This window comes from Micrococcus endophyticus (assembly GCF_014205115.1).
Lineage (GTDB): Bacteria > Actinomycetota > Actinomycetes > Actinomycetales > Micrococcaceae > Micrococcus > Micrococcus endophyticus.
This window is the reverse complement of the sequence record NZ_JACHMW010000001.1, coordinates 2,073,279-2,096,184: the sequence shown is the minus strand read 5'-3', so window position 1 is coordinate 2,096,184 and position 22,906 is coordinate 2,073,279. Positions and strand designations below refer to the sequence as shown.

At 75.3% G+C, this 22,906-nt stretch carries 21 protein-coding genes; 16 read left to right on the top strand and 5 right to left on the bottom strand.

The features are described from left to right. Positions 1-2: 2 nt before the first annotated feature. The 3 genes from HDA33_RS09570 to HDA33_RS09560 are packed head-to-tail and all read left to right on the top strand — an operon-like array spanning position 3 to position 3,904. Positions 3-1,184 carry an acyl-CoA dehydrogenase family protein gene (locus HDA33_RS09570; protein WP_184172809.1) on the top strand — a complete coding sequence of 394 codons (1,182 nt, stop codon included), beginning with the start codon at positions 3-5 and terminating at the stop codon, positions 1,182-1,184. Next, on the top strand, positions 1,181-3,298 hold the full coding sequence (locus HDA33_RS09565; protein WP_184172807.1) for a PIG-L family deacetylase: 2,118 nt from the start codon (positions 1,181-1,183) through the stop codon (positions 3,296-3,298). The genes HDA33_RS09570 and HDA33_RS09565 overlap by 4 nt, the downstream gene beginning before the upstream one ends. Positions 3,299-3,340: 42 nt before the next feature. After that, complete coding sequence (locus tag HDA33_RS09560; RefSeq protein ID WP_184172804.1) at positions 3,341-3,904, top strand: DUF4190 domain-containing protein; 564 nt, start codon at positions 3,341-3,343, stop codon at positions 3,902-3,904. A gap of 48 nt (positions 3,905-3,952) precedes the next feature. Here the strand turns inward: HDA33_RS09560 and HDA33_RS09555 are convergent, their stop codons facing one another. After that, positions 3,953-5,377 (bottom strand): amidase, encoded by a 1,425-nt coding sequence (locus HDA33_RS09555; protein WP_184172802.1) that lies wholly within the window; start codon positions 5,375-5,377, stop codon positions 3,953-3,955. Between the two features lie 124 nt (positions 5,378-5,501). Here HDA33_RS09555 and HDA33_RS09550 point away from each other — a divergent pair, with 124 nt between their 5' ends. Then, on the top strand, positions 5,502-5,828 hold the full coding sequence (locus HDA33_RS09550; protein ID WP_184172800.1) for a rhodanese-like domain-containing protein: 327 nt from the start codon (positions 5,502-5,504) through the stop codon (positions 5,826-5,828). Beyond that, positions 5,825-6,778 carry a prephenate dehydratase gene (pheA, locus tag HDA33_RS09545; RefSeq protein ID WP_017488721.1) on the top strand — a complete coding sequence of 318 codons (954 nt, stop codon included), beginning with the start codon at positions 5,825-5,827 and terminating at the stop codon, positions 6,776-6,778. The genes HDA33_RS09550 and pheA overlap by 4 nt, the downstream gene beginning before the upstream one ends. 118 nt (positions 6,779-6,896) lie before the next feature. On the opposite strand, the gene HDA33_RS09540 is transcribed toward pheA, so the two are convergent. Next, on the bottom strand, positions 6,897-8,075 hold the full coding sequence (locus tag HDA33_RS09540; protein ID WP_184172798.1) for a diacylglycerol/lipid kinase family protein: 1,179 nt from the start codon (positions 8,073-8,075) through the stop codon (positions 6,897-6,899). Between the two features lie 354 nt (positions 8,076-8,429). Here HDA33_RS09540 and HDA33_RS09535 point away from each other — a divergent pair, with 354 nt between their 5' ends. From HDA33_RS09535 to HDA33_RS09515, 5 genes are all read left to right on the top strand, one after another. After that, positions 8,430-9,173, top strand: coding sequence for a DUF6318 family protein (locus HDA33_RS09535; protein WP_184172796.1), 744 nt, complete (start codon positions 8,430-8,432; stop codon positions 9,171-9,173). 278 nt (positions 9,174-9,451) lie between these two features. Beyond that, on the top strand, positions 9,452-10,135 hold the full coding sequence (locus HDA33_RS12760; protein ID WP_338104323.1) for a PKD domain-containing protein: 684 nt from the start codon (positions 9,452-9,454) through the stop codon (positions 10,133-10,135). 188 nt (positions 10,136-10,323) lie between these two features. Further along, positions 10,324-11,619: a serine--tRNA ligase gene (gene serS, locus HDA33_RS09525; RefSeq protein WP_184172794.1), complete on the top strand. Its 1,296-nt coding sequence runs from the start codon at positions 10,324-10,326 to the stop codon at positions 11,617-11,619. 115 nt (positions 11,620-11,734) lie between these two features. Then, positions 11,735-12,577, top strand: a complete 843-nt coding sequence (locus HDA33_RS09520) for an HAD family hydrolase (protein WP_184172792.1) — start codon at positions 11,735-11,737, stop codon at positions 12,575-12,577. A 41-nt stretch (positions 12,578-12,618) separates the two neighbouring features. Next, positions 12,619-13,092 carry a hypothetical protein gene (locus tag HDA33_RS09515; RefSeq protein WP_184172790.1) on the top strand — a complete coding sequence of 158 codons (474 nt, stop codon included), beginning with the start codon at positions 12,619-12,621 and terminating at the stop codon, positions 13,090-13,092. 37 nt (positions 13,093-13,129) lie between these two features. Here the strand turns inward: HDA33_RS09515 and HDA33_RS09510 are convergent, their stop codons facing one another. From HDA33_RS09510 to HDA33_RS09500, 3 genes are all read right to left on the bottom strand, one after another. Further along, on the bottom strand, positions 13,130-13,762 hold the full coding sequence (locus tag HDA33_RS09510; RefSeq protein WP_184172788.1) for a hypothetical protein: 633 nt from the start codon (positions 13,760-13,762) through the stop codon (positions 13,130-13,132). A gap of 179 nt (positions 13,763-13,941) precedes the next feature. Next, complete coding sequence (locus HDA33_RS09505) at positions 13,942-14,529, bottom strand: inorganic diphosphatase (RefSeq protein ID WP_184172786.1); 588 nt, start codon at positions 14,527-14,529, stop codon at positions 13,942-13,944. A 164-nt stretch (positions 14,530-14,693) separates the two neighbouring features. Then, the gene (locus HDA33_RS09500; protein WP_184172783.1) at positions 14,694-15,578 is read right to left on the bottom strand and encodes a vWA domain-containing protein; all 885 of its coding nucleotides are present in this window, start codon (positions 15,576-15,578) and stop codon (positions 14,694-14,696) included. Positions 15,579-15,678: 100 nt separating this feature from the next. Between HDA33_RS09500 and HDA33_RS09495 the strand changes: the two genes are divergently transcribed. The 6 genes from HDA33_RS09495 (at position 15,679) to ftsH (ending at position 22,899) form a co-directional block, all read left to right on the top strand. Beyond that, the gene (locus HDA33_RS09495; RefSeq protein WP_221432991.1) at positions 15,679-16,131 is read left to right on the top strand and encodes a helix-turn-helix domain-containing protein; all 453 of its coding nucleotides are present in this window, start codon (positions 15,679-15,681) and stop codon (positions 16,129-16,131) included. Continuing rightward, the gene (locus HDA33_RS09490) at positions 16,128-17,501 is read left to right on the top strand and encodes a D-alanyl-D-alanine carboxypeptidase (RefSeq protein ID WP_184172779.1); all 1,374 of its coding nucleotides are present in this window, start codon (positions 16,128-16,130) and stop codon (positions 17,499-17,501) included. The genes HDA33_RS09495 and HDA33_RS09490 overlap by 4 nt, the downstream gene beginning before the upstream one ends. Before the next feature lie 112 nt (positions 17,502-17,613). Next, positions 17,614-18,789, top strand: coding sequence for a zinc-dependent metalloprotease (locus HDA33_RS09485; RefSeq protein WP_158493671.1), 1,176 nt, complete (start codon positions 17,614-17,616; stop codon positions 18,787-18,789). Next, entirely contained in the window at positions 18,776-19,960 is a 1,185-nt protein-coding gene (gene tilS / locus HDA33_RS09480) for a tRNA lysidine(34) synthetase TilS (protein WP_184172777.1), read from the top strand. The genes HDA33_RS09485 and tilS overlap by 14 nt, the downstream gene beginning before the upstream one ends. A 51-nt stretch (positions 19,961-20,011) precedes the next feature. Beyond that, positions 20,012-20,563 carry a hypoxanthine phosphoribosyltransferase gene (gene hpt / locus HDA33_RS09475; protein WP_017488941.1) on the top strand — a complete coding sequence of 184 codons (552 nt, stop codon included), beginning with the start codon at positions 20,012-20,014 and terminating at the stop codon, positions 20,561-20,563. 245 nt (positions 20,564-20,808) lie between these two features. Then, positions 20,809-22,899, top strand: coding sequence for an ATP-dependent zinc metalloprotease FtsH (gene ftsH / locus HDA33_RS09470; RefSeq protein WP_184172775.1), 2,091 nt, complete (start codon positions 20,809-20,811; stop codon positions 22,897-22,899). Positions 22,900-22,906: the final 7 nt, after the last annotated feature.

Sequence of the window (22,906 nt, the reverse complement as noted above, 5' to 3'; positions counted from 1 at the left end):
CCATGGCCCAGCCCGAGCCCGTCCGCCTCGCACCCCCGGGGCGCACCGCGGAGCCCGACGCCGCCCGTTCCGCCGAGCGCGCCCTGCTCGCCGCGGCGTCGGCCTGCGACGGCGACGTCGCCCCGATGCTGGCCCTGCTCGGTGCGGGACGCGCCCCGGACACCGAGGCCTCGGCCCCCGACGCCGCCCCGCTCGAGCTGCCCCTCACCGGCGAGGGCCGCACGCGGCAGCAGTGGGAGCTGCTCGCCTCGGTGGCGGCCCAGGACCTCTCCGCCGCGCGCGTGCTCGAGCCGCACCTGGACGCGCTCTCGATCCTCTCCCAGGCGTCCGTGCCCGCCCCGGCCGGGCTGCTGGGCGTCTACGCCTCGGAGTCCGGCGGGCGCACGCCCCGCCTCACCCCGGCACCCCACGACGACGACGCCGGCTCAGCCTCGGACGGCCGGCCCGACGCCGGCCCGGACGCCTGGCTGCTCGACGGCGAGAAGCCGTGGTGCTCGCTCGCGGACGAGTGCGCGGCCGCGGTGATCACGGGGCGCGAGGCCGACGGGACCCGCCACGCCGTCCTCGTGGACCTGGACCACCCGGGCGTCGCGGAGACCTCCTCCGCGTGGCCGGCCCTCGGCCTGGCCCCGATCCGCACGGTGGGCTTGGGCTTCGACGCCGTGCCCGGCACGGCCGTGGGAGGGCCCGAGTGGTACCTGCGCCGCCCCGGCTTCGCGTGGGGCGGCATCGGCGTGGCCGCGGTGTGGTTCGGCGGCGCCGTGGGCATCGCCCGCACCCTGCGGGACGCCACCCGCTCCCGCGCGGCCGCCGAGGCCGAGGGCCGCGGCCCGGGCCCGGACCAGGTGGCCCAGGCCGCGCTCGGCCGGGTGGACCGGCTGCTGCACGCGATGGCCGCCCTGCTGGCCCGCGCCGCCGAGGACGTGGACGCCGGCCGCCTGGACCACGGGCGCGGCATGGTGGAGGCCGACCGCATCCGCGGCACCGTGGCGCAGCTGTGCACCGAGGTGGTGGACGTCGTCGGGCAGGCCACCGGCCCCGGCCCCCTCACGGGCAGCGCGGCGCACGCGCGCGCCGTCGCCGACCTGCAGGTCTACCTGCGCCAGCACCACGCCCACCGCGACGACGCCCGGCTCGGCCGCGCGCTGCTCGACGGCGACGCCGACGGCGGCTGGACGTGGTGAGCTTCTCCCACACCGACGCCGGCACGTCCGAGGAGGCCTGGGCGGCCGCCGGCGTGGGCGCGCTGCCCGTGCTGGAGGCGCCCGCGTGGGACGCCGACACCCTGCTGCTGGTGGCCGTCGCCCACCCCGACGACGAGACGCTCGGCGCCACCGGCCTGATCCGCTCCGCCCTGCGCGGCGGGGCGCGCGTGCACGTGCTCGTGGCCACCGCCGGCGAGGCCTCCCACCCAGACTCGCCCACGCACGCCCCCGAGGACCTCGTGCGGCTGCGCCGGGCCGAGATGGAGCACGCCCTCGACGCGCTCGCCGCGGACCTGCCCGGGCCGGGGGAGGACCGCCGGTCGGCGCTGACCTGGGAGTCCCTCGGCCTGCCCGACTCCGGCGTGGCCGGGCGCGAGGACGCGGTGCGCGCCGCCGTCGTCGCCGCCCTGGCCGCCCACCCCGGCCCCGCGGTGCTCGCCTCCCACGACCCGGGGGACGGGCACGCGGACCACGAGGCCGTGGGCCGGGCCGTGGGGGAGCTCGCCGGCGAGCGGGACCTGCCGCTGTGCGCGTTCCCCATCTGGTTCTGGCACTGGGCCGACCCGGCCGAGCTGCCCGCCCGCCGCTACCGGCGGCTGGCGCTCACCGACGACGACCGGGCCACCCGCCGCGCCGCCCTCGACGCCCACGCCTCCCAGGTGCGCCCCCTCTCCGACGCCCCCGGCGACGAGGCCGTCCTCGGGCCGCAGGTGCTGGCCCACCACGACCGCCCGTTCGAGGCGCACCGCCTCTCCGGCCCCGACGACGCCGACGCCCACCGCGCCGCCGCCGTCTTCGACCGCCTCTACCGCGAGCACGAGGACCCGTGGCGGTACCTCAGCTCCCCGTACGAGGCCCGCAAGCGCGCGCTCACCCTCGCCGTGCTGCCCCGCCCCCGGTACGGGACGGTGGTGGAGGCCGGCGCGTCCATCGGCGTGCTCACCGGGGAGGTGGCCGCCCGCGCGGACCGCGTGGTCGGCCTGGAGGCCTCGCCCACCGCCGTGGAGCGCGCCGCCGCCCGCCTCGCGGACACGCCCCACGCCGAGGTGCGCCGGGCCGTGCTGCCCGGGCACTGGCCGGACGACGTCGCCGGGGCCGACCTCGTGATCGCCTCGGAGATCGGCTACTTCCTGCAGCCCGAGGAGCTCGACGCGCTCATCGACGACGCCGACGCCGCGCTCGCCCCCGGCGGGGAGCTGCTGCTGTGCCACTGGCGCCACCCCATCGAGGGCTGGCCGCTGGACGGGGACGCCGTGCACGCGCGCGTCGCCGCCGACCCGCGCTGGCGGCTGCGCACCGAGCTCGTGGAGGACGACTTCCGGCTCAGCCTCCACGTGCGGGCCGCCGCCGCCACGCACGCCGTGGTGATCGTGCCCGCCAAGGACGAGCAGGAGCGGCTGCCCGCCGCGCTCGCGGCCCTCGGCGCCGCCCTGGACCGCTGGGAGGAGCACCACGCGCAGGGCAGCGCCGCCGTGGTGGTCGCCGCGGACCGCTGCGACGACGCCACGGTGGCCGCCGCCGTGGCGGCCCGGCACGCGGACCCGCGCGTGCACGTGCTCGAGCTCGGCGAGCCGGGGCCGGGGGAGGCCGGCGTCGGCCGGGCCCGCGCCGAGGCCGCCCGCCGCGCCCGCGCGCTGTTCCCGGACGTGCCGGCGCAGCGGCTCTGGCTCGCCTCCACCGACGCGGACAGCCGCGTGCCCGCGGACTGGCTCCTGGCCCAGACCACGGCCGCTGGGCCGGACGGGGCGCTCGTGCTCGGCACCGTGGACGTCCGCGAGGGGGCGCTGCGGCGCGCCTGGGTGCGGGACTACCGGCACGAGGAGGGCCACCCGCACGTGCACGGCGCGAACCTGGGCCTGCCGTGGTCCCTGTACGAGGCCGCCGGCGGGTTCCCGCCCGTGGCCGAGCACGAGGACGTGCGCCTCGTGGAGGCCGTGCGCGCCCTGCCGGACGCGCGCGTGCGGGCCACGGACACCACCCGGGTGCTCACCTCCTCCCGGCTGACCGGGCGCACCCCGGGCGGGTTCGCCGGGCACCTGCAGGAGGTCGGCGGCGAGGCGGTGCCGAGGAGGGGCGCGCAGGCGCGCCCGTAGACTCAGGGCAGGACCGCGACGCCCCCGACCGGAAGGACCGTCATGACCGAACCGCACCCCGCCCACGACCCGCACCGCCGCGCCGACGGCGGCCAGCCGAGCTGGTACGGGGGCGGAGCGTCCGGCGGCGGCTCCTCCGCCGCGAGCTGGCCGGACGGCCCCGCGGCCGACGCCGACCGCGCCGGCTGGGAGCAGGCCCCGTCCTACTCCGAGCAGCAGGCGGCGCCCGCGTACGGCGGCCAGGCCGGGCACGGCCAGGACGGCTACGCGCCGGCCGGGTACGCCCCGGCGCCGGGCCACGGCCGGCCCGCCTACGGCTTCGGCGCCCCGCTGGCGCCCGGCCAGACGGAGGGCACCGGCCGGTCGGTGGCCTCGATGATCCTCGGCATCGTCTCGATCGTCGGCGGCTTCACCCTGGTGGTCCCGCCGATCGTCGGCGTGATCCTGGGCCACCTGGGCCTCAAGCGCGAGCCCAACGGCCGCGGCATGGCCATCGCCGGCCTGGTCATGAACTACCTGTCCCTGGCGTTCGTGCTGCTCGGCGTCGTCCTGCTGACGATCCTGGTGGCCGCCGGCATGGCGGCCAGCGAGTACTCCACCTACTGACGCCGCGCCCGGCGGCGCACTGCGGCTCAGCCGGCCGGGCGCCGCGGCTCAGCCGGCCAGCAGCAGCTCGAGGTGCGCGGCCAGGGCGAGCAGGGCGCCGGAGGTGCCGGGGCGGCCGATCAGCTGCACGGACCAGCTCAGGCCCCGCTCGTCCCGGAGCACGGGCACGGACGCGGCCGGCAGGCCGAGCACGTTGACCATCGAGGTGTACGGAGTGAACGCGCACTGCGCCGTGTAGTTGTCCTCCGGCTCCATCGCCAGGAAGTGGCCCACCGGCGGCGGCGCGGTGGCCAGCACCGGCGTCATCACCACGTCCACGGCCGCGAACTGGCCCCGCACCCCGCGTGCCCACGCCTCGAGCCGCCGGACCGCGTCGTCGATCTCCTCTCGCCCCGCGGTCCGGGCCGTGCGCAGGAAGTGCGCGGCGATCGTGCCCACGCGCTCCTCGGCGTCCTCCGGCAGCGGGGCGCGCAGCAGTCCCGACGTCCACACCGTGCGGAAGTCCCGGTGGTACTCCTCGCCGTAGGCCGGGTGCAAGTCCTGCACCGCGTGCCCGCCCGCGGACAGGGCGGCGGCGGCCTTCGTCAGCGCGGTGACCGCCGGCCGGGCCAGGGTGATCGGCACGTCCGGGGCGAACGGGGAGGCGGTGGTCACCCCGATCCGCCGCCCTTCCACGGCGCCGCCGGCCCGGGCGGTCTCCACCGTGCGGCGCAGGTCCGCCAGCACGCGGCCGGGCAGCCCCTCGGGGGTGAGCAGCTCGTCGTAGAGCAGGGCCGCGTCCTCCACCGTGTGCGCCAGCGGCCCGGAGACCGTGAGGTTGCGGACCGTGTCCGCCGGCTCGTCCACGGGCAGCTCCCCGCGGCCGGGCTTGAAGCCCACCAGCCCGCACGCGGCGGCCGGGATGCGGATGGACCCGCCCCCGTCCGAGCCCGGCGCGAACGGCAGGATCCCCGCGGCGACGGCGGCCGCGGACCCGCCGGAGGAGCCGCCCGGCGTGCGCGCGGGGTCCAGGGGGTTGCGGGCCGGCGCGGAGACCAGGTTCTCCGAGTAGGAGTCCAGCCCGAACTCCGGGACGGTCGTCTTGCCCAGGGTCACCGTGCCGGCGCCGACCAGCCGCCGCACCAGCGGGGCGTCCTCCTCCGCCGCCGGGGCGCCGGCCAGCAGGGCGGATCCGTGCCGCGTGGGCAGGCCCCGCACGTCCGTGAGGTCCTTGTAGGCCAGCGGGAGGCCGTGCAGGGAGGCGCGGGCGCCGTCGTCGTCCAGCTCGTCCGCGCGGGCCAGCGCGCCCTCGGGGTCCAGGAGCGTGAACGCGCCGAGGCCGGCGTGCCGCTCCGCGGCGTCGAGGGCGGCCTGCGTGACCTCGCGGGCGCTCAGCTCCCCGGCCGCCAGGGCGTCCCGCAGCTGCACTGCCGTGCGGTCCAGCAGGCGGGCGGGGGCGGCGGGGGCGGGCGCGTCGTCGTGGGGAGTCAGCATGCGGCCGAGCCTAACGGGCGGGCCGGACGCGGCGCCGGGGCGGGCGGTGCGCGCCGGACGCCGCCCGCGTTCACCGACCGTGGACTCTTCCTGCGGCGTCCGCCCCGGTGGCTACGCTGAGGCCATGAGCGCTTTCGAGACCGTCGATGTGAACGAGATCCCCGCGGACGCGGCCATCCTGGACGTCCGCGAGGACGACGAGTGGACCCTGGGCCGCGCCGCCGGCGCGCAGCACCTGCCGCTCGGCCAGCTGCCGGACCGCCTCGAGGAGCTGGACCCGGACACCGACTACTACGTCATCTGCCGCACCGGCGGCCGCTCCGCCCGCGCCGCCGAGTTCATGGTGGGCCGCGGCTACACGGCCATCAACGTGGCCGGCGGCTCCGGCGCATGGCTGGAGGCCGGCAAGCCCATGGAGGCCGACGGCGGCGCCGAGCCCACCGTCAAGTGACCCGCGACGACGCCGCGCCCCTCGGGCGCTGCACCTTCCTGGGCCCCGCGGGCACCTTCACGGAGGCCGCGCTGCGGGCCGTGCCGGGTGCCGAGCAGGCCGAGCTGATCCCCGCCACGTCCGTGCCGGCCGCGCTCGCGGCCGTCCGGGCCGGGGAGGCCGACCACGCCATGGTGCCGATCGAGAACTCCGTGGAGGGCGGCGTGAGCGCCACCCTGGACGACATCGCCTCGGGCGACGACCTCCAGATCCTCCGCGAGGAGCTCGTGCAGATCAGCTTCGTGCTGGTGGGCCGGCCCGGCGTGGAGCTGGCGGACGTGCGGCGCGTGTCCACGCACACCCACGCGTGGGCGCAGGTGCGCGGCTGGGTCGAGGCGAACCTGCCCGGCGTCGAGTACACCCCCTCCGGATCCACCGCCGCCGCGGCGCGGGCCCTCGCGGACGCCGAGCCCGGATCCGAGCCGTTCGACGCCGCCGTGTGCGCCCCGCTCGTGGCCGAGCAGACCGGCCTGCCCGTGCTGGCGCGGGCGATCGAGGACGTCACGGGCGCGGTGACGCGGTTCGTGCTGGTGGGCCGGCCGGGCCCGCTGCCCGCGCACACCGGCTCGGACAAGACCACGCTGACCGTCCCCCTGCCGGACGACCATCCGGGCGCGCTGAGGGAGATCCTGGACCAGTTCGCGACGCGCGGGATCAACCTCTCGCGCATCGAGTCCCGGCCGACCGGCGAGGGGATGGGCAAGTACTTCTTCTCGATCGACCTCGAGGGGCACCTCGCCGAGGAGCGCGTGGCCGCCGCGATGGGCGCGCTGCACCGGATCTTCCCCGGCGTGCGCTTCCTGGGGTCCTACCCGCGGGCCGAGCACCGGCCCGTGGCCGTGCGTCGGCACACCTCGGACGACGCCTACCGCGCCGGCCGCGCCTGGGTCGACGGGCTCCTCGCCCGCTGACCCCGCGTTGCCCGGCGCCCCTGCTGCCCGGCGTTTTCGTGCGGGAAACGGGAGCCTGGCAGAGCACTTTCGTGCGGGAAACGGGAGCCTCCCGTTTCCCGCACGAAAGCGGGTGGGGTCAGATGTGGGGCGCCGGCTCCGGGACGGGGGCGGCCTCGGAGCGGCCGTCGTCGTGCACCGAGGCCTCCTTCTCGTCCACGAGCATCACCACGAGCGAGTCCGGCTGCACGCGGGCGTCGAGGGCCACGATGTCCCCGGTCGCGTCGCCGTCGAGCTGGGACGGCATGGGGTCCGCGAACTCCACCTTCACGCGCTGGGCCTGCTCGGTGTGCATCACCGGGATCTTCGCGCCGTGGCGCGTCACGGTCTTCGCCGCGATCCGCGCCCAGTCCAGGGCATGGCGGGGGGAGAGGACCAGGACGTCCAGCAGGCCGTCGTCGAGCTTGGCCTCCGGCAGCAGCTCCACGCCGCCGGTGAGCATGCCGCAGTTGGCCACCATCACCGTGCGCACCTTGAACCGGCGGGACGCGCCGCCGTCGAGGGAGATGGACACCTCGTGGCGCTTGCCGCGCAGGTGGCGCATGCCGGCCTCGCTGTACGCGAGCCAGCCGGCCACGTCCTTCAGCTCGTCCTTGGTGTCGCCCATGATGTCCGCGTCGTAGCCGGCGCCGCCGATCACCGTGAACGTCTGACGGGTGACCTCACCCTCCTCGTGCGTGAAGCGCACGTCCACCGTGTCGATGCGACGCTGGCGGCCCGTCAGGGCGATCCGCAGGCACTCCTCGATGTCGTTGATCGGCAGGTCCAGGTTGCGCGCCAGCAGGTTGCCCGTGCCGAGGGGGACCACTCCGAGGGCCACGTCCGTTCCGGTCAGCTGCTCGGCCACGGTGCGCACCGTGCCGTCCCCGCCCGCGGCGATCACCAGGCGCACCCCGGCCTCGAGGGCGTCCTTGGCCATCTGCGTCCCCGGATCGTCCTCCTCGGTCTCCAGCACGAGCACGGAGCCGAGGCCCTCGCGGTCCGCCATCGCCTCGAGCGCGCGCCGGACCTCGTCCGCGCGGGTCTTGACGGGGTTGAGCACCAGGGCGATCTCCTGGCGCGGCCGGTCCACGCCCGGCAGCTCGCCGAGGCGGCGCTGCGCCGCGTCGAGCCGGTGCTCGACTGCGTCCAGCTGCCCGCGCGTGCGCTCGTGGCGCTTGGCGAGGCCGCGATGCCGCACCGCCAGGACGATCACGGCGACCGCCAGCACGGCGCCGAGCACCAGCGCGGCCATGGCCATCCACCACTCAGCAGTCATGCCTTCAGTCTAGGGTCCGGGGCGGACGCGGGACCCGTTCCGGGGCGCAGCGTGTGGAGCCGGGGATTCTCCCCGCGCCCCTCGACAGAAGGCCTCGCCGGCCCCGCCCGGGGGAGGTCCCCGGGGACGGATGCAATCGAAAAGCCGCGCATTTCGATTGCATCGCGCGATCAGGTGGCGGTGCGGGCCGGTGTGGGCGGCCGTCTCGGCGGCCTGTGGAGAAGTCTGTGGCGGGGTGGGGGTGTCTGCGTACACTCGGGCAGGTCGGCCCCCTGAGCCCATGGGAGGGCGCGCTGCGGGATCAGCGCGGGGCCCGACGGTTCGCAGAACGGAACCTTCTGGAGGAGGGGGCTCATGTCCTTCACTGCACCCCGGCGCGTCCTGCGCCGTCGTCGTCTGACCCAGGTCGGGGCCCTCGGGGCCGGTCTGGCGCTGCTGCTCACGGCCTGCGGCGGCGGGTCGGAGCCGGCCGAGAGCTCCTCGTCGACGCCGGCCGGGTCGTCGTCCAGCTCTGCCGAGGCGACCACGCCGAGCCCGTCCGGTGAGTCCAGCCCGACGACGTCGCCCAGCGGGTCTGTCGGCTCGACGGCCGCTGCAGGGTCCTCGGGCAGTGGTGGCGCCTATGTGCCGGCGTCTGCGGAGGGTCCTGCGCAGAACGTGCCCAAGCCTGAGATGCCGGCGGTGATGAAGGAGGAGACCCAGGAGGGCGCCGAGGCGGCGGTGGAGTACTTCTGGGATGCGATGTACTACGCGGAGCGCACTGGAGATGTCGAGGTCTATCGAGAGTCGTACAGCCAGTACTGCGAGTTTTGCTCACTGACCTCCAGCAGCATGGAGCAAATCTATGACGATGGAGGATGGTTTACCGGCACGAGTCCAAGGAATCAATCCATGATCCTGCGTCCGTCAGCCAATGGATATATCGGCACGCTTCTGGTGGACTCGCAGTCGGCAACTGGCTACCTCGCCAGTGGTGACGTTGCTCCCGGCAGTGAAACTCCAGCCGAAGAGAAGATGCCGTGGATTGTTGAACTCTCCTTTGATGCCACCAGAGGTGTGTGGACTGTCGATGAGATGAGTTACGAGGGGTCTCGATGACTTCCCTCACACTTGGATCTTCTCGCATGATTAGATTATCGCTCTTATGTGCTCTCTTGGTGAGTGTGAATCCATCGGTGGCCTCTGCTGAGACTACGTTTACACCGGGCACCTGTCCATGGGACCAGCCGGTCTTCGGATTGAAGGATCGAGGACTTGCGGGCGCCATAGACTGCCATGGAAATCGAAAAGACGCCGAGACTGATGAAGGCCTCTCGCAGATTTCTGAGCCTCCTCCGGAGAATCCGAACCTCCGTCACTCGACGGTGAGCGCGTGCGTGCCCCATCAGCTCATCAACCCTGACTACGGCAGCTGCCTGAACCAGGATGAGTCCTTCTGCCCGGACGGGGAATGGGTCCAGGCGCGCACGGTGGACATCACGCGCCCGGATGCCGATCCGTTGTACGGGCGGCCCACCTGCACGTCCGACGCCGCCGCCGGGGCCGGCGGGGCGCCGTCGTTCACCCTGGAGGAGGTCCGCACCCTCCTGCTGCTGGATCCGACCATCGAGTCCGACAACGCCGGCCGCGGCGTGCGCAACGCGGAGACGAACTTCTACACGGATGCCGGCGTGGAGACGCTCTCCACGACCATCAACGGGGTGCCGGTGGAGCTGCGCGCCACCCCGGTGTCCTTCCACTGGAACTACGGAGACGGCACGGCACCGCGGGTCACGCACGTGGGCGGCCACGCCCAGGCCGAGTTCAACACGCCCACGCCCACGAGCCACGTGTACGAGGAGACCGGGGAGTACACGGTCACGCTGACCACGGTCTACATCGGTGAGTACCGCGAGGCGGACGGGGACTGGGTGTTGATTCCGGGCACCATCACCCTGGACGCGGCCCCGGTCACGGCGGACATCTGGCGCACCGTCACCCGCAACGTCGCCGAGGACTGCGCGGCCGACCCGTCCGCGTGGGGCTGCACCGGGCCCATCGAGGCCCCGGACGCGCCCTGATCGGGCCAGGCGGCCGGTGCCGTCCTCGTCGTGCTCTGCTGGGAGGCTCCCGTTTCCCGCACGAAAGTGATGGGGTCCCGTTTCCCGCACGAAAGTGATGGGCTCCTGTTTCCCGCCCGAAAGCGATGGTGCCCGTCTCCGGAGCCCAGCTCACCTTTCGTGTCCGCCCGGCCGCTAGGCTGAAACCCGTGATCGACGTCAAGGACCTCATCGAGCAGCCCGAGAAGTACCGCGCCTCCCAGGAGGCCCGCGGGGAGGACGCATCCCTGGTGGACCGCATGGTCGAGGCGGACGCCTCCCGCCGCGCGTCGATCACGGCCTTCGAGGAGCTGCGCGCCGAGCAGAAGGCGTTCGGCAAGAAGGTCGCCAAGGCCCAGGGCGAGGAGAAGCAGGCGCTGCTGGCCGAGGTGAAGGACCTGGCCGCGCGCGTGAAGGAGGCCGAGGCCGCCGCCGGCGCCGCCGAGGGGCGCGTCGCCGAGCTGCAGCGCGGCTTCCCGAACCTCATCGTCGACGGCATCCCGTCCGGCGGCGAGGACGACTTCGTGGTGGTCAAGGAGGTCGGCGCCCCGCGCGACTTCGCGGCCGAGGGCTTCGAGCCCCGCGACCACCTGGAGCTGGGCGAGCTGCTCGGCGCGATCGACATGGAGCGCGGCGCGAAGGTCTCCGGCGCCCGGTTCAGCTTCCTCAAGGGCGTGGGCGCGCGCCTCGAGCTCGCCCTCATGCAGATGGGAATGGACCTGGCGCTGGAGAACGGCTTCGTGCCCGTCATCCCGCCCACGCTGGTGCGCCCCGAGACCATGCAGGGCACCGGCTTCGACGTGGAGCACGACGACGAGATCTACCGCCTCGAGCGCGACGACCTCTACCTCGTGGGCACCTCCGAGGTGGCCCTCGCCGGCTACCACGCGGACGAGATCATCGACGTCGACGCCCCGGTCCGGTACGCCGGCTGGTCCACGTGCTACCGCCGCGAGGCCGGCTCCGCGGGCAAGGACACCCGCGGCATCATCCGCGTGCACCAGTTCAACAAGCTCGAGATGTTCGTCTACGCGACCCAGGAGGACGCCGAGGCCGAGCACGCGCGCCTGCTGGAGTGGGAGGAGCGGATGCTCGCGGCGATCGAGGTGCCGTACCGCGTGATCGACATTGCCGCCGGTGACCTCGGCCTCTCCGCCGCCCGCAAGTTCGACTGCGAGGCGTGGGTCCCCACGCAGGGCACCTACCGCGAGCTGACCTCCACCTCGAACTGCACCACCTTCCAGGCGCGCCGCCTGAACATCCGTGAGCGGGTGCGGCAGGAGGACGGCGACGGCGGGGCCCGGCGCGGCGGCACCCGCATGGTGGCCACCCTCAACGGCACGCTGGCCACCACCCGGTGGATCGTGGCGATCCTGGAGAACCACCAGAACGCGGACGGCTCCGTGACCGTGCCGGCCGCGCTGCGCCCGTACCTCGGCGGCATGGAGCGGTTCGAGCTGGTCTGAGCGGACCCGCCCGAGGCCGGAGCCGTCGGCGTCGCCGTCGAGGCCGGCCCCGCTGCGCCCCGCCCGTTCACCCGCGCGTCGCCGTCGTGTCCGGGGACTCTGGTCTACTGGACCCATGGAGAAGAAGCTCGTGTGCCTCGACGTGGACGGAACGATCGTGGACCATGACGGCCACCTGCACGAGCCGGTGCGCGAGGCCGTGAAGGCCGTCGTCGCCGCGGGCCACCACGTGGTGATCGCCACCGGCCGCTCGCGCGGGGCCACGCTGCCCGTCGCCCAGTCCCTCGGCATCGAGGCCGGGTACATGGTCTGCTCGAACGGCGGCGTCACCCTGCGCCTGGACCCCGCCCTCGAGGACGGCTACGAGGTGACGGACTGCCGCACCTTCGACCCGCGCTCCGTGCTCTCCCAGCTGCGCAGCCGCCTGCCCGGGGCGAAGTACGCGGTGGAGGTGCCGGACGGCTCGTTCCTGTCCACCGAGCGGTTCCAGGACATGAGCTTCGGCGTGGCCGCCGAGGGCACCACCTTCGAGGAGCTCAAGAACACGACGGCGGTGCGCCTCGTCGTGTTCTCCACGGACTCCTCCGCCGAGGAGTTCGGACGCGCGGTGGAGGGCATCGGCCTGTCCGGCGTGACCTACTCCGTGGGCTGGACGGCCTGGCTGGACGTGGCCGCCGCGGGAGTCACCAAGGCGTCCGGGCTCGAGGCGCTGCGCACCGTGCTGCACGTGGCCCCGGAGCACACGGTGGCCGTGGGCGACGGTCGCAACGACCTCGAGATGCTCGCCTGGGCCGGCCGCGGCGTGGCCATGGGCCAGGCCGTGCGCGAGGTGAAGGAGGCCGCGGACGAGGTGACGGCGTCGGTGGACGACCACGGCCTCGCGGACGTCCTCTGGTCGCTCGTCCCGGAGGCGGACCGCCCGGCGGACGTGCGCGTCCAGGAGCCGGCGGCGGCCTGATGCTGAGGCGGGCCTGGTCCGGCCTCGTGGGACCGCTGGGCGTGGCTCGCTCGGCGGGCGTGGTCGGTGCCGCGACGGCGGCCGGGTTGGTCGCGGGCACGGAGACCGCCGCTCGGTGCGGGCCGGGCGTGGGCGCCTTCGTCGGGGTGACGGCGGTGGACCTGGTGGGCGGGATGGTCGCGTTCCAGCTGCGGCCGACGCGGGAGCACTACGCGCGGACGTCGCTCTCGCGGCGCATGGCGCTGGCCGCGGCGCACGTGCAGTGCTTCGCTCTGCCGATCGTGGGGGAGGGCACGTGGAGTGCCGCCGCGGGGCGCTGGGCGGGCGTCGTGGCGTCCACCGCGCTGCTGCAGTGCGCCGTGCCGGCGGCGCATCGGCGCCCGGCGGGCCTCGTGCTCGCCGCCGGGCTGACGGCCGCCGACGTCGCCCTGGCGGGTCCGCGCCAGCGCTGGCTCGGGCCGGTGTGGTTCACCAAGCTCGTGGCCGGGCACGCGACGCTGCCCGACCCGCGCTGACCCGCCCGGCCCTCGCGCGGGTTTTGGCCCCGCCCGCTCAGCCCTCCTCGGCGAGGGCGAGGAGCCGGGCCGCGGCCGGCCGGCAGGCGTGCTCCTCGTTCCAGTAGGCCCGCTGCACGGCCTGCGAGACGGCCTGCGCCGTGATGCCGAGGGCGTCCGCGGCCGGCTTCTGCTGGCCCCGCACGCCGGGCACGAGCAGGTCGAGCACCGCCCACTCGGCGTCCGTGCGGCTCCACACCAGCTGCCCCACGAGCCGCAGCACGGCCTCGGCCTCCGCCGCGGCCTGCGCGTCGGCGCCGCGCACGGCCAGCGGGATCCGGGCGGTGGACACGGCCGCCGCCTCCACGGCCCGCCGCGCGTGGGCGAGGGCGGGGCCGGCCGCGTCGTCGAGCGATCCCGACGACGGCGCCCCGTCCGTCCCGTCCGCCCCGCGCAGCGCGCCCACGCCGATCCCCACGTTCCACCGGCGCTCGCGCAGCGCCCGCAGCGCCACCTCCACCGCGGCGGCCGGGTCCGTCACGGCGCCGATCAGCTCGTCGCCCACGGCGCGCTGGAACGGCAGCGCGACGGCGCCCGCCAGCCCCGGGGCGTCGCCGAGGGAGCGCAGGAACGCGTCCACGCGGTCCCCGGCGTCGAGGGTGTCCCGCTGGTTGATGGTGAGCACGAGCATGGTGCCCGATTCTGCCAGGGCTCAGTGGCCCCGACGTCGAGCGGGAACGCAGATGGCCGGTATGGCGCCGTGGATCGGCGTCATACCGGCCATCTGCAGGACAGCTCCGGTGAGCGGGCGGCGGCTCGGCGCAGCGAGCACGGCACCGCCGGCTCGGGGCGGCCCCGAGGCGCCGGGCGTCAGCGGCCCTGCGGCACGTCCTTCTCCTCGCCCTCCTCGGTGGCGGGGCTGGGGTCCTCGGTCTCGACGTCGCGGCCCTGGGGCTCGTCGGCAGGGGAGTGCTCGCCGGCGGCATCGAAGCGGGCGATGGACGCCTCCAGCTCGGCCTCGGCGTCGGCGCGGCCCTGCCAGCCCTCGGCCTTGACCCACTTGCCGGGCTCGAGGTCCTTGTAGCGGGTGAAGAAGTGCTCGATCTCCTGCTTGAGCGACTCCTCGATGTGCTCCAGCTCGGTGATGTGGTCGAACCGCTTGTCGGCCGGGACGCAGAGCAGCTTGGCGTCGCCGCCGCCGTCGTCGGTCATGTTGAAGACGCCCACGGGGCGGGCCTCCACGACGCAGCCCGGCACCAGGTCGAAGCCCGGCAGGAGGACCATGGCGTCCAGCGGGTCGCCGTCCTCGCCGAGGGTGTTCTCGAAGTAGCCGTAGTGGGTGGGGTACTGCATCGAGGTGAAGAGCACGCGATCCAGGCGCAGGCGGCCGGTCTCGTGGTCGAACTCGTACTTCACGCGGGAGCCCGCGGGGATCTCGATGGTGACGTCGTGCGGCATGACTCTCCTTCGGTGGGACTGCTCTTGGGCAGGGCGCCGGACCGCGGCGGTGCGCGGCACGGCGGGACTGGGTCCCAGCCTACCGGCGCGCCGCCGCGTTGCCGCCGCGTGGACGACGACGACGCGCGGCCCGGGTCAGCCCCGCTCGGCGCCCGTGCGACGGGTCAGGACGGCGCCGCCGGCCACGGCGAGCAGGCCGAGGGCGTCCAGGGCCCAGGCCCAGGGGGAGGCGCCGCGGCGGCCTCGTCGGGGAACCGCTCGCGGAACTGGGCCGCCGTCGTGAGGAATCCGGGTCCGGCCTCCTGCGGCAGCCCGGTCACGTCCCCGTCGGCGAAGTCGTCGGTGCCCAGGCGGTGGCCGATCTGCTCAGGGCGGGCGTGCGAGGCGAGCGTGTCCGTGGCGGGGCCGGGGAGCAGGAGGGGCGCCTCCGCGAGGCTCGACCCGCCCGTGATCGGGGTTCCGGCCGCCTCGTAGCCATGGAGGGCGCGCGTGGTCCGGGTGGTGAGGTGCTCCGTGAGCTGGGCGGCGTCCTCGCAGGCGGGCGGGGTGTCGCAGGAGGGCTGGCCGTCGGAGACGAGCACGATGGTGCCCTTCTCCTTCTCCTCGAGGGCGTCGGCGGCCTGCTGGAGGGCCGCGCTGATGGGGGTCTCGCCCCGGGCGCCGAGGGCGTCGACCTGCGCGGTGAGCGCGGCCTTGTCCACCGGTCCGACCGGCTGGATGGTCTCGATGTCCGTGCAGTCCTCGGCGCGGCGGTGGCCGAAGGTCACGAGGCCGAGCTCGGCGCCCTCTGGGGCGGCCTGGATGAGGTCCTTCGTGGCGGCCTTGGCGGCGTCCACGCGGGTGGTGCCGGAGGCGTCCGCGTCGGCGTTGAGCATGGAGCCGGAGTGGTCCATGACGACGACGGGCTGCTGGCGGGCCTGGTCGGCCGCCGGCGTCGACGTCGGGGCGGCCAGCGCCGGCGCCCCGGCGAGGACGGCGGCGGACAGGCAGAGGCCGAGTGATCCGGCCACGGCGGCGAGCGGGGCGGGGGCGGTGCGAGGGTGCGTCATTGTCTCTCTCCCGCTGGGGCGGGGTCCGAGTGGGCCGGACCTCGTGCGTTTGCAATCGCAAAGCTACCCGATGTGTTCGCGTTTGCAAACACATGCGAGGATGTCCCCCGTGAGTGACGAGCATCTGGAGCAGCAGAGGACGCTGTACGGCGCCCCCCTGGCCGAGCGGTTCACGGGCGTGCGCGAGGCCTACGGCCTGAGCCAGCGCGCCCTGGCCCAGACCCTGGGCCTGTCCGCCCCCATGCTGTCCCAGCTCGCGAGCGGGCAACGCATCAAGATCGGCAGCCCGGCCGTCTACGCCCGTCTCGTGATGCTCGAGGAACGCGCGGGGGAGCCGGACCCGGCCGCCGTCCTCGCCGAGGTGCGCGACTCCGAGCCCGTGCTGACCTCGCAGTCGTTCGCCGCCTCCCCGGAGGCCGACCTGCCCGCCCGGCTCGCGCGCCTGGCCGGGCCCGCGGGGCTGCGGGCGGCGGAGTCGGCGGCCCGCGCCGCCGGGGAGGCCCGACTGGCCGACGTCCTCGCGGCCGCGGCGGAGGCGGGGGCCCGCGGGTGACCCCCGGCTCGCCGTTCGCCTCCCTGCTCGCCGCGCTCGCGGCGGCGCTGCTCTCGGCGGCCCCGGTGCTCACGCCCCTGGCCGGCCCGGCCGCGCTCGCCCCCGGCAACCCGGTGACGGCGGAGGCCATGGCGGCCCCGTCCCCCGACGCGCGGGCCCTCGCCTCCGCCGTGGACGCCGCCCTGGACGCCTCGCCCGGCCGCGTCGCCGCGCAGGTGCGGGACGCGGCCACCGGCGAGGTGCTCCACGCGCGCGACGCGGACTCCCTCGCGGCCCCGGCGTCCTCGCTCAAGGTGCTCACGGCGGCGGCCGCGCTGCGCACGCTCGGCCCGGAGCGGACCCTGCGCACGCGCGTGGTCGCGGCGCCCGCGGCCGACGACGGCGCCACGGAGCTCGTGCTCGTGGGCGGCGGGGACGTGCTCCTGGGCGACGGCGCCTCGGACCCGGACGCGGTGGCCGGCCGGGCGGGGCTGAGGACCCTGGCCGAGCGGACCGTCGCCGGCCTCGCCGAGGCGGGGGTGAGCGGCGACGTCGTGGTGTCCGTAGACCTGCGCCTGTTCGACGGCGCCGCCGTGAACCCGGCGTGGACGCCGGACCTGCTCGAGGACGGGCACGTCTCGGCCGTGCAGCCGCTGGCCACGTGGGGCGGGCGCGAGGCGCCGGGCGTGGACGAGGAGCGCATCGAGGACCCCGCCGGGCACACCGCGCTCGTGTTCCAGCGCCTGCTGGACGAGGAGATCGAGCGCACGGGGGCGGACCTGGACCTGGGGCTGCGGGACACCATCCCGGCCACGACGGCGGTGCGGGACGACGTCGTCGCCGCCGAGCCGACGGCCCAGGTGGAGTCCGCGCCGGTGGCGGAGGTGGCCGCGTACATGCTGGCCCACTCGGAGAACCAGGTGGCCGAGGCGCTCGGGCGCCTGTCCGCCTACGCGGTCGGCCGTCCCGCCACGCACGAGGGGGCCGCGGACCTGCTCGAGGACGTCGCCGCGGACCTCGGGGCCGACACGGCGGGGATGGCGGTCCTGGACGCCTCCGGGCTGGCGGAGGGGTCCCTCGTGAGCCCCGCCCAGCTGGCCGCCGTGGTGTCCGCCGCGTCCCGCGTGCCGTGGCTGGCCCCCGTGCTGGACGGGCTGCCGCGGCCGGGGGAGGACTCCACCCTCGACGAGCGGTTCCGGGGCACCGCGGCCGAGGGCGCCGTCGCCGCGAAGACCGGCACGCTGGACCACACCGTGTCCCTCACCGGCACCGTGACCACGCAGGACGGGCGGGTGCTGGCGTTCAGCATCGTGGCCTCGGACCTCGACTGGAAGCTCGACGAGGCCCGGGAGGCCGTGGACGCCGCCGTCACCGCGATGGCCGGGCTCTGAGCGCCGCCGCGCGGGTCCGCCGCCCGCCGCGCGGGGCCCCGCGCCGCTGAGCGCAGGGCGAACGCGCCCCGCAGGCCGTGAGCGCGTCCGCCCCCTGTGGTCTCATGGCCCCATGGACACCGCCCCCGCCGACCGCGTCCCGCAGCCCGTGGACTGGGCCTTCGCCGCGCGCACCGCCGCCGCCCTCGCTCCCGCCGGCCCCCGCTTCACCGCGCGCGAGGCCGCCCGCGAGGCCGCCGGGCTGCGCGCCGCCGCCGAGGCCTCCGTGCCGCACGTGCACCGCCTCACCGGCCTGGCCGCCGCCGAGGACCTGCGGGACTCCCAGGTGCTCGTGGTGGACCGGCCCACGTGGTCTGCCTCGGCCACGCAGTCGTTCGCCACGATGCTCGAGCCCACGTTCGCGCACCTGCAGGCCACCCGGCCCCAGGAGTACCAGGCCGCCCTCACGCCCGTGGCCCGGCACGCCACCGCCCTGGAGATGGGCGGCATCCTCGCCTGGCTCTCCGGGAAGGTGCTCGGCCAGTACGACCCGTTCGCCGGCCCCTCCGGCGGCCGCCTGCTGCTCAACGCCCCCTCCGTGGCGCAGGTGCGCACCGAGATCAACGTGGACCCGGAGGACTTCCGCCTGTGGGTGTGCCTGCACGAGCAGACGCACCGCGTACAGTTCGCCGCCGCCCCCTGGCTGCGCGGCCACCTGCAGGAGCAGATCACCGCCCTCGCCTCAGGCCTCTTCGACAAGGCCGAGTCCCTCCCCGAGCGCCTGCGCTCCGCCCTCGCCGCCGCCAACCCCCTGGGCCGCGGGTCCGGGGCGGGGGCCGCGTCCACGGGGCCGGCCTCCGGGCCCGACGACGGCCGGCCCGGTCCGGCGCAGGCGGGCGGCGACGTCGTGCCCGCCCGCGGTGCAGGCCTGCTGGGCGCGCTCCAGGACGAGGAGGACCGGGCGCGGCTGTCCCACGTCACCGCGGTGATGTCCCTGCTCGAGGGGCACGCGAACGTGGTGATGGACGGGGTGGACGCCGACGTCGTCTCCTCCGTGAAGACCATCCGCCGCCGCTTCGAGGACCGCGCGGACCGCCGCTCCCCGCTGGACCGCATGCTCCGCCGCCTGCTCGGCATGGACGCCAAGATGGCCCAGTACCGGGACGGGCAGAGGTTCGTGTCCGCGGCCGTGGCCGAGCTGGGCATGGACGGGTTCAACGTGGTGTGGGACGCCCCCGAGCTGCTGCCCACCGAGGACGAGCTGCACCGTCCCGAGCGCTGGACGGCCCGCGTCCGTGCCCAGGCCTGAGCCGGTGCCGAGCGGGTCGGCCGCGCCGCCCGCCCTGGAGTCCTGGCCGCCCCGGGGTCGCTGGCCGGAGCCCCTGCACCGGGCCGTGGCCGCCCTGCGCCCCGTCCTCGCCGCGCACGACGGCGGCGCCCTGATCGGCCTCTCCGGTGGCGCGGACTCCTGCGCGCTCGCGGTGGCCGCCGCCGCGCTGCGGGGCACCCGGGCCGGGGCGGCGCTGGGGCCGGTGGGCGCCGTCGTCGTGGACCACGGGCTGCAGGCCGGCAGCGCCGACGTGGCCGAGGCAGCCGCCCGCGTGGCCCGCACCCTGGGGCTGGAGCCCGTGCTCGTGCGCCGCGTGGCCGTGCGCGAGGCCGGGGACGGGCCCGAGGCCGCCGCCCGCCGGGCCCGTCGGGGAGCGTTCGCCGACGCCGCCCGAGAGGCCGGCGCGGGCGTGGTGCTCACCGCCCACACCGCCGACGACCAGGCCGAGCAGGTGCTCCTCGGCCTGGCCCGGGGCTCCGGGACCCGCTCACTCGCGGGCATCCCCGCCGCGGGCGCGCTGCCGGGAGGGGCGGCCCTCGCCCGGCCGCTGCTCGGGCTGACCCGCGCCGACGCCGAGGCGATCTGCCGCTGGGCCGGCGTGCGGTGGTGGGAGGACCCCCACAACGCCGACCCCGCGCTGCTGCGCTCGCGGGTCCGCACCCGCGTGCTGCCCGCGCTCGAGGACCCCGCGGACGGGCTCGGGCCGGGAGTGCGCGAGGGGCTCGTGCGCACGGCCGCGATCGCCGCGGAGGACGCCGCGGCGCTGGAGCAGTGGGCCGCCCGCGCGCTCGCGGAGTGCCGGGCGCCGGGCCGGGGCGACGCCGTCGTGCGCCTGGACCTGGCCGCGTTCGCCGCCCTGCCCCCGGCGGTGCGGCACCGGGTGCTGGGGCTGGCCGTCGTCGAGGCGGGCGGACCCCGGCCCACCCGCGAGCGGACCCTCGCCGTCGACGCCCTCGCCGTGCCCGCCGACCCCGGCGCCGGGGGGTCCGCGGGGCCCGTGGAGCTGCCCGGTGGGGTGGAAGTGAGGCGTCGTCACAGCGGGGGCCCAGGCGAGGGGGGTGACGGTGGTCTCGCGGGGCCGGAATCGGCCCTGCGCGGCGGGCGGGGGTGTGCCATGCTTGAGATCGTCCGTCGGGCTGCCCGCCCCTGAGGCCGCCGGCGGAGGACCCATCCCCAGCAGAACCCCCAGGAGCGGCGCCGCATGGACGCACAGGATGTCCAGAACGATCTCACCCACGTCCTCATGAGCCGCGAGGAGGTGCAGGAGACCGTCAAGGACCTGGCCGCCCAGATCGACCGCGACTACGAGGGCAAGGACCTGCTCATCGTCGCCGTCCTCAAGGGCGCGATCATGGTGGTCGCCGACCTCACGCGCGCCCTGCACTCGCACGTGCAGATCGACTTCATGGCCGTCTCCTCGTACGGCTCCGGCACGAAGTCCTCCGGCGTGGTGCGGATCCTCAAGGACCTCGACGCGGACCTCACCGGGCGCGACGTGCTGATCGTCGAGGACATCATCGACTCCGGCCTGACCCTCTCCTGGCTCAAGGCCAACCTGGAGTCCCGCGGCCCGGCGTCCGTGGAGATCTGCACCCTGCTGCGCAAGCCGGACGCCATGAAGGTGGAGATCGACGTCAAGTACGTCGGCCGGGACATCCCCAACGAGTTCGTGGTGGGCTACGGCCTCGACTACGCGGAGAAGTACCGCAACCTGGACTTCGTGGGCACCCTCGCCCCGCACGTCTACAGCTGACGGACCCCCTCGCCGCGCGTCTGCGGCGGACGGGCCCCCTCGCGCCCCGCGGCACTGTCCACCGGCGGCGAACGACGGCGGCCCGGTCGCCTCGCGTGTCCGCTCGGCCGGTACGGTGGGGCAGTGACCCCGGGCACGGCGCCCCCGCGCGCCACGGCACCGGGTCGCAGAGGTGTTCCACGGGACGGTCCGTCCGGTGGGGCGAGACCCCACGACGACAGTCCGACCGGGAGAGCAGAGGGACCGTGAAGAAGCTGTTCAACAAGCCCTACATCTGGATCCTGCTGGGCCTGCTGGTGCTCGCCGTCGCGATCCCGCTGGCCACGTCGCAGACGGGCCGCACCATGGTGGACACCAACGTGGGCATGGCCATGCTGCAGGACGACAAGGCGGCGCAGGCCCGGGTGGTGGACGGGGACCAGCGCGTGGACCTTACCCTGCGCGAGGACTACTCGCAGGACGGCAGGGACCTCGGCAAGGAGGTCTACTTCCACTTCGCCACGGCCCGCGCGTCGGACGTGGTCACGGCCGTGGACGACTCCGCCCTGGACGGCTATACGGACGAGCCGGTGCGCAGCAACTGGCTCCTCTCGCTGCTCGGGTTCATGATCCCGTTCCTGCTCATCGCGCTGCTGTTCTGGTTCCTCCTGTCCCGCATGCAGGGCGGTGGCGGCAAGGTGATGCAGTTCGGCAAGTCCCGCGCCAAGCTCATCAACAAGGACAACCCGGACGTCCTGTTCAAGGACGTGGCGGGCGCGGACGAGGCCGTCGAGGAGCTCCAGGAGATCAAGGAGTTCCTCACCGTCCCGGACCGCTTCCGCGCGGTGGGGGCCAAGATCCCCAAGGGCGTGCTGCTCTACGGCCCGCCCGGCACCGGCAAGACCCTGCTCGCGAAGGCCGTGGCCGGCGAGGCGGGCGTGCCGTTCTACTCGATCTCCGGCTCGGACTTCGTGGAGATGTTCGTGGGCGTGGGCGCCTCGCGCGTGCGCGACCTGTTCGAGCAGGCCAAGTCCAACGCCCCGGCGATCATCTTCGTGGACGAGATCGACGCCGTCGGCCGGCACCGCGGCGCGGGCATCGGCGGCGGCAACGACGAGCGCGAGCAGACCCTGAACCAGATGCTCGTGGAGATGGACGGCTTCGACGCGTCCACGAACGTCATCATGATCGCCGCCACCAACCGTCCGGACGTGCTGGACCCGGCGCTGCTGCGCCCGGGCCGCTTCGACCGGCAGATCCCGGTGGAGGCCCCGGACCTGGAGGGCCGCGCGAAGATCCTCGAGGTGCACGCGCAGGGCAAGCCGATCGCCCTGGACGTGGACCTGCGCTCGCTGGCCAAGCGGACCCCCGGCTACACGGGCGCGGACCTGGCCAACGTGATCAACGAGGCGGCGCTGCTGACGGCCCGCTCGAACAACAACGTGATCGACAACCACGCCCTGGACGAGGCCGTGGACCGTGTGATGGCGGGCCCGCAGAAGCGCACCCGCCTGATGAACGAGCACGAGCGCAAGGTCACCGCGTACCACGAGGGCGGGCACGCGCTCGTGGCGGCGGGCCTGCGCAACTCGGCCCCGGTCACGAAGATCACGATCCTGCCCCGCGGTCGCGCCCTGGGCTACACGATGGTGGTCCCGGAGGACGACAAGTACTCGGTCACCCGCAACGAGCTGCTGGACCAGCTGGCCTACGCCCTGGGTGGTCGCGTGGCCGAGGAGATCGTGTTCAAGGACCCCTCCACGGGCGCCGCGAACGACATCCAGAAGGCCACGGACACGGCCCGGAAGATGGTCACCGAGTACGGCATGTCCGCGAAGGTGGGCGCCGTGAAGCTCGGCGGCGGCAGTTCGGAGCCGTTCGTGGGCGGCGGGGGCGGCGGCTCCTCCCGGGAGTACTCCGAGGAGCTCGCCTACCTCGTGGACGCGGAGGTGCGCGGCCTGCTGGACGGCGCGCACGCCGAGGCCCACTGGGTGCTCACGGAGAACCGGGACGTGCTGGACCGCCTGGCCTACGAGCTGCTCGAGAAGGAGACGCTCACGCAGGAGGCCATCGCGGAGATCTTCCGGGACGTGCGCAAGCGCCCGGAGCGGGACGTGTGGCTCGCCTCGGACGAGCGCCTGCCGCAGGACATCCCGCCCGTGCTCTCGCCGTCGGAGCGCCGCTCGCGCCATGAGGGCGGGGAGCAGACCCCGGTGGGCGTGGAGGGCACCACGGTGCCGGTGCACCCGGAGGGCGCGCCGCCGTCGTCGGTGGGCGGGGACGCCCCGACCCCCGGCCTGCCGCCGCACGGCGGCCCGAGCAGCTCGCCGGGCGCCGGCGAGGGACCCACGTACTGAGCGCCGA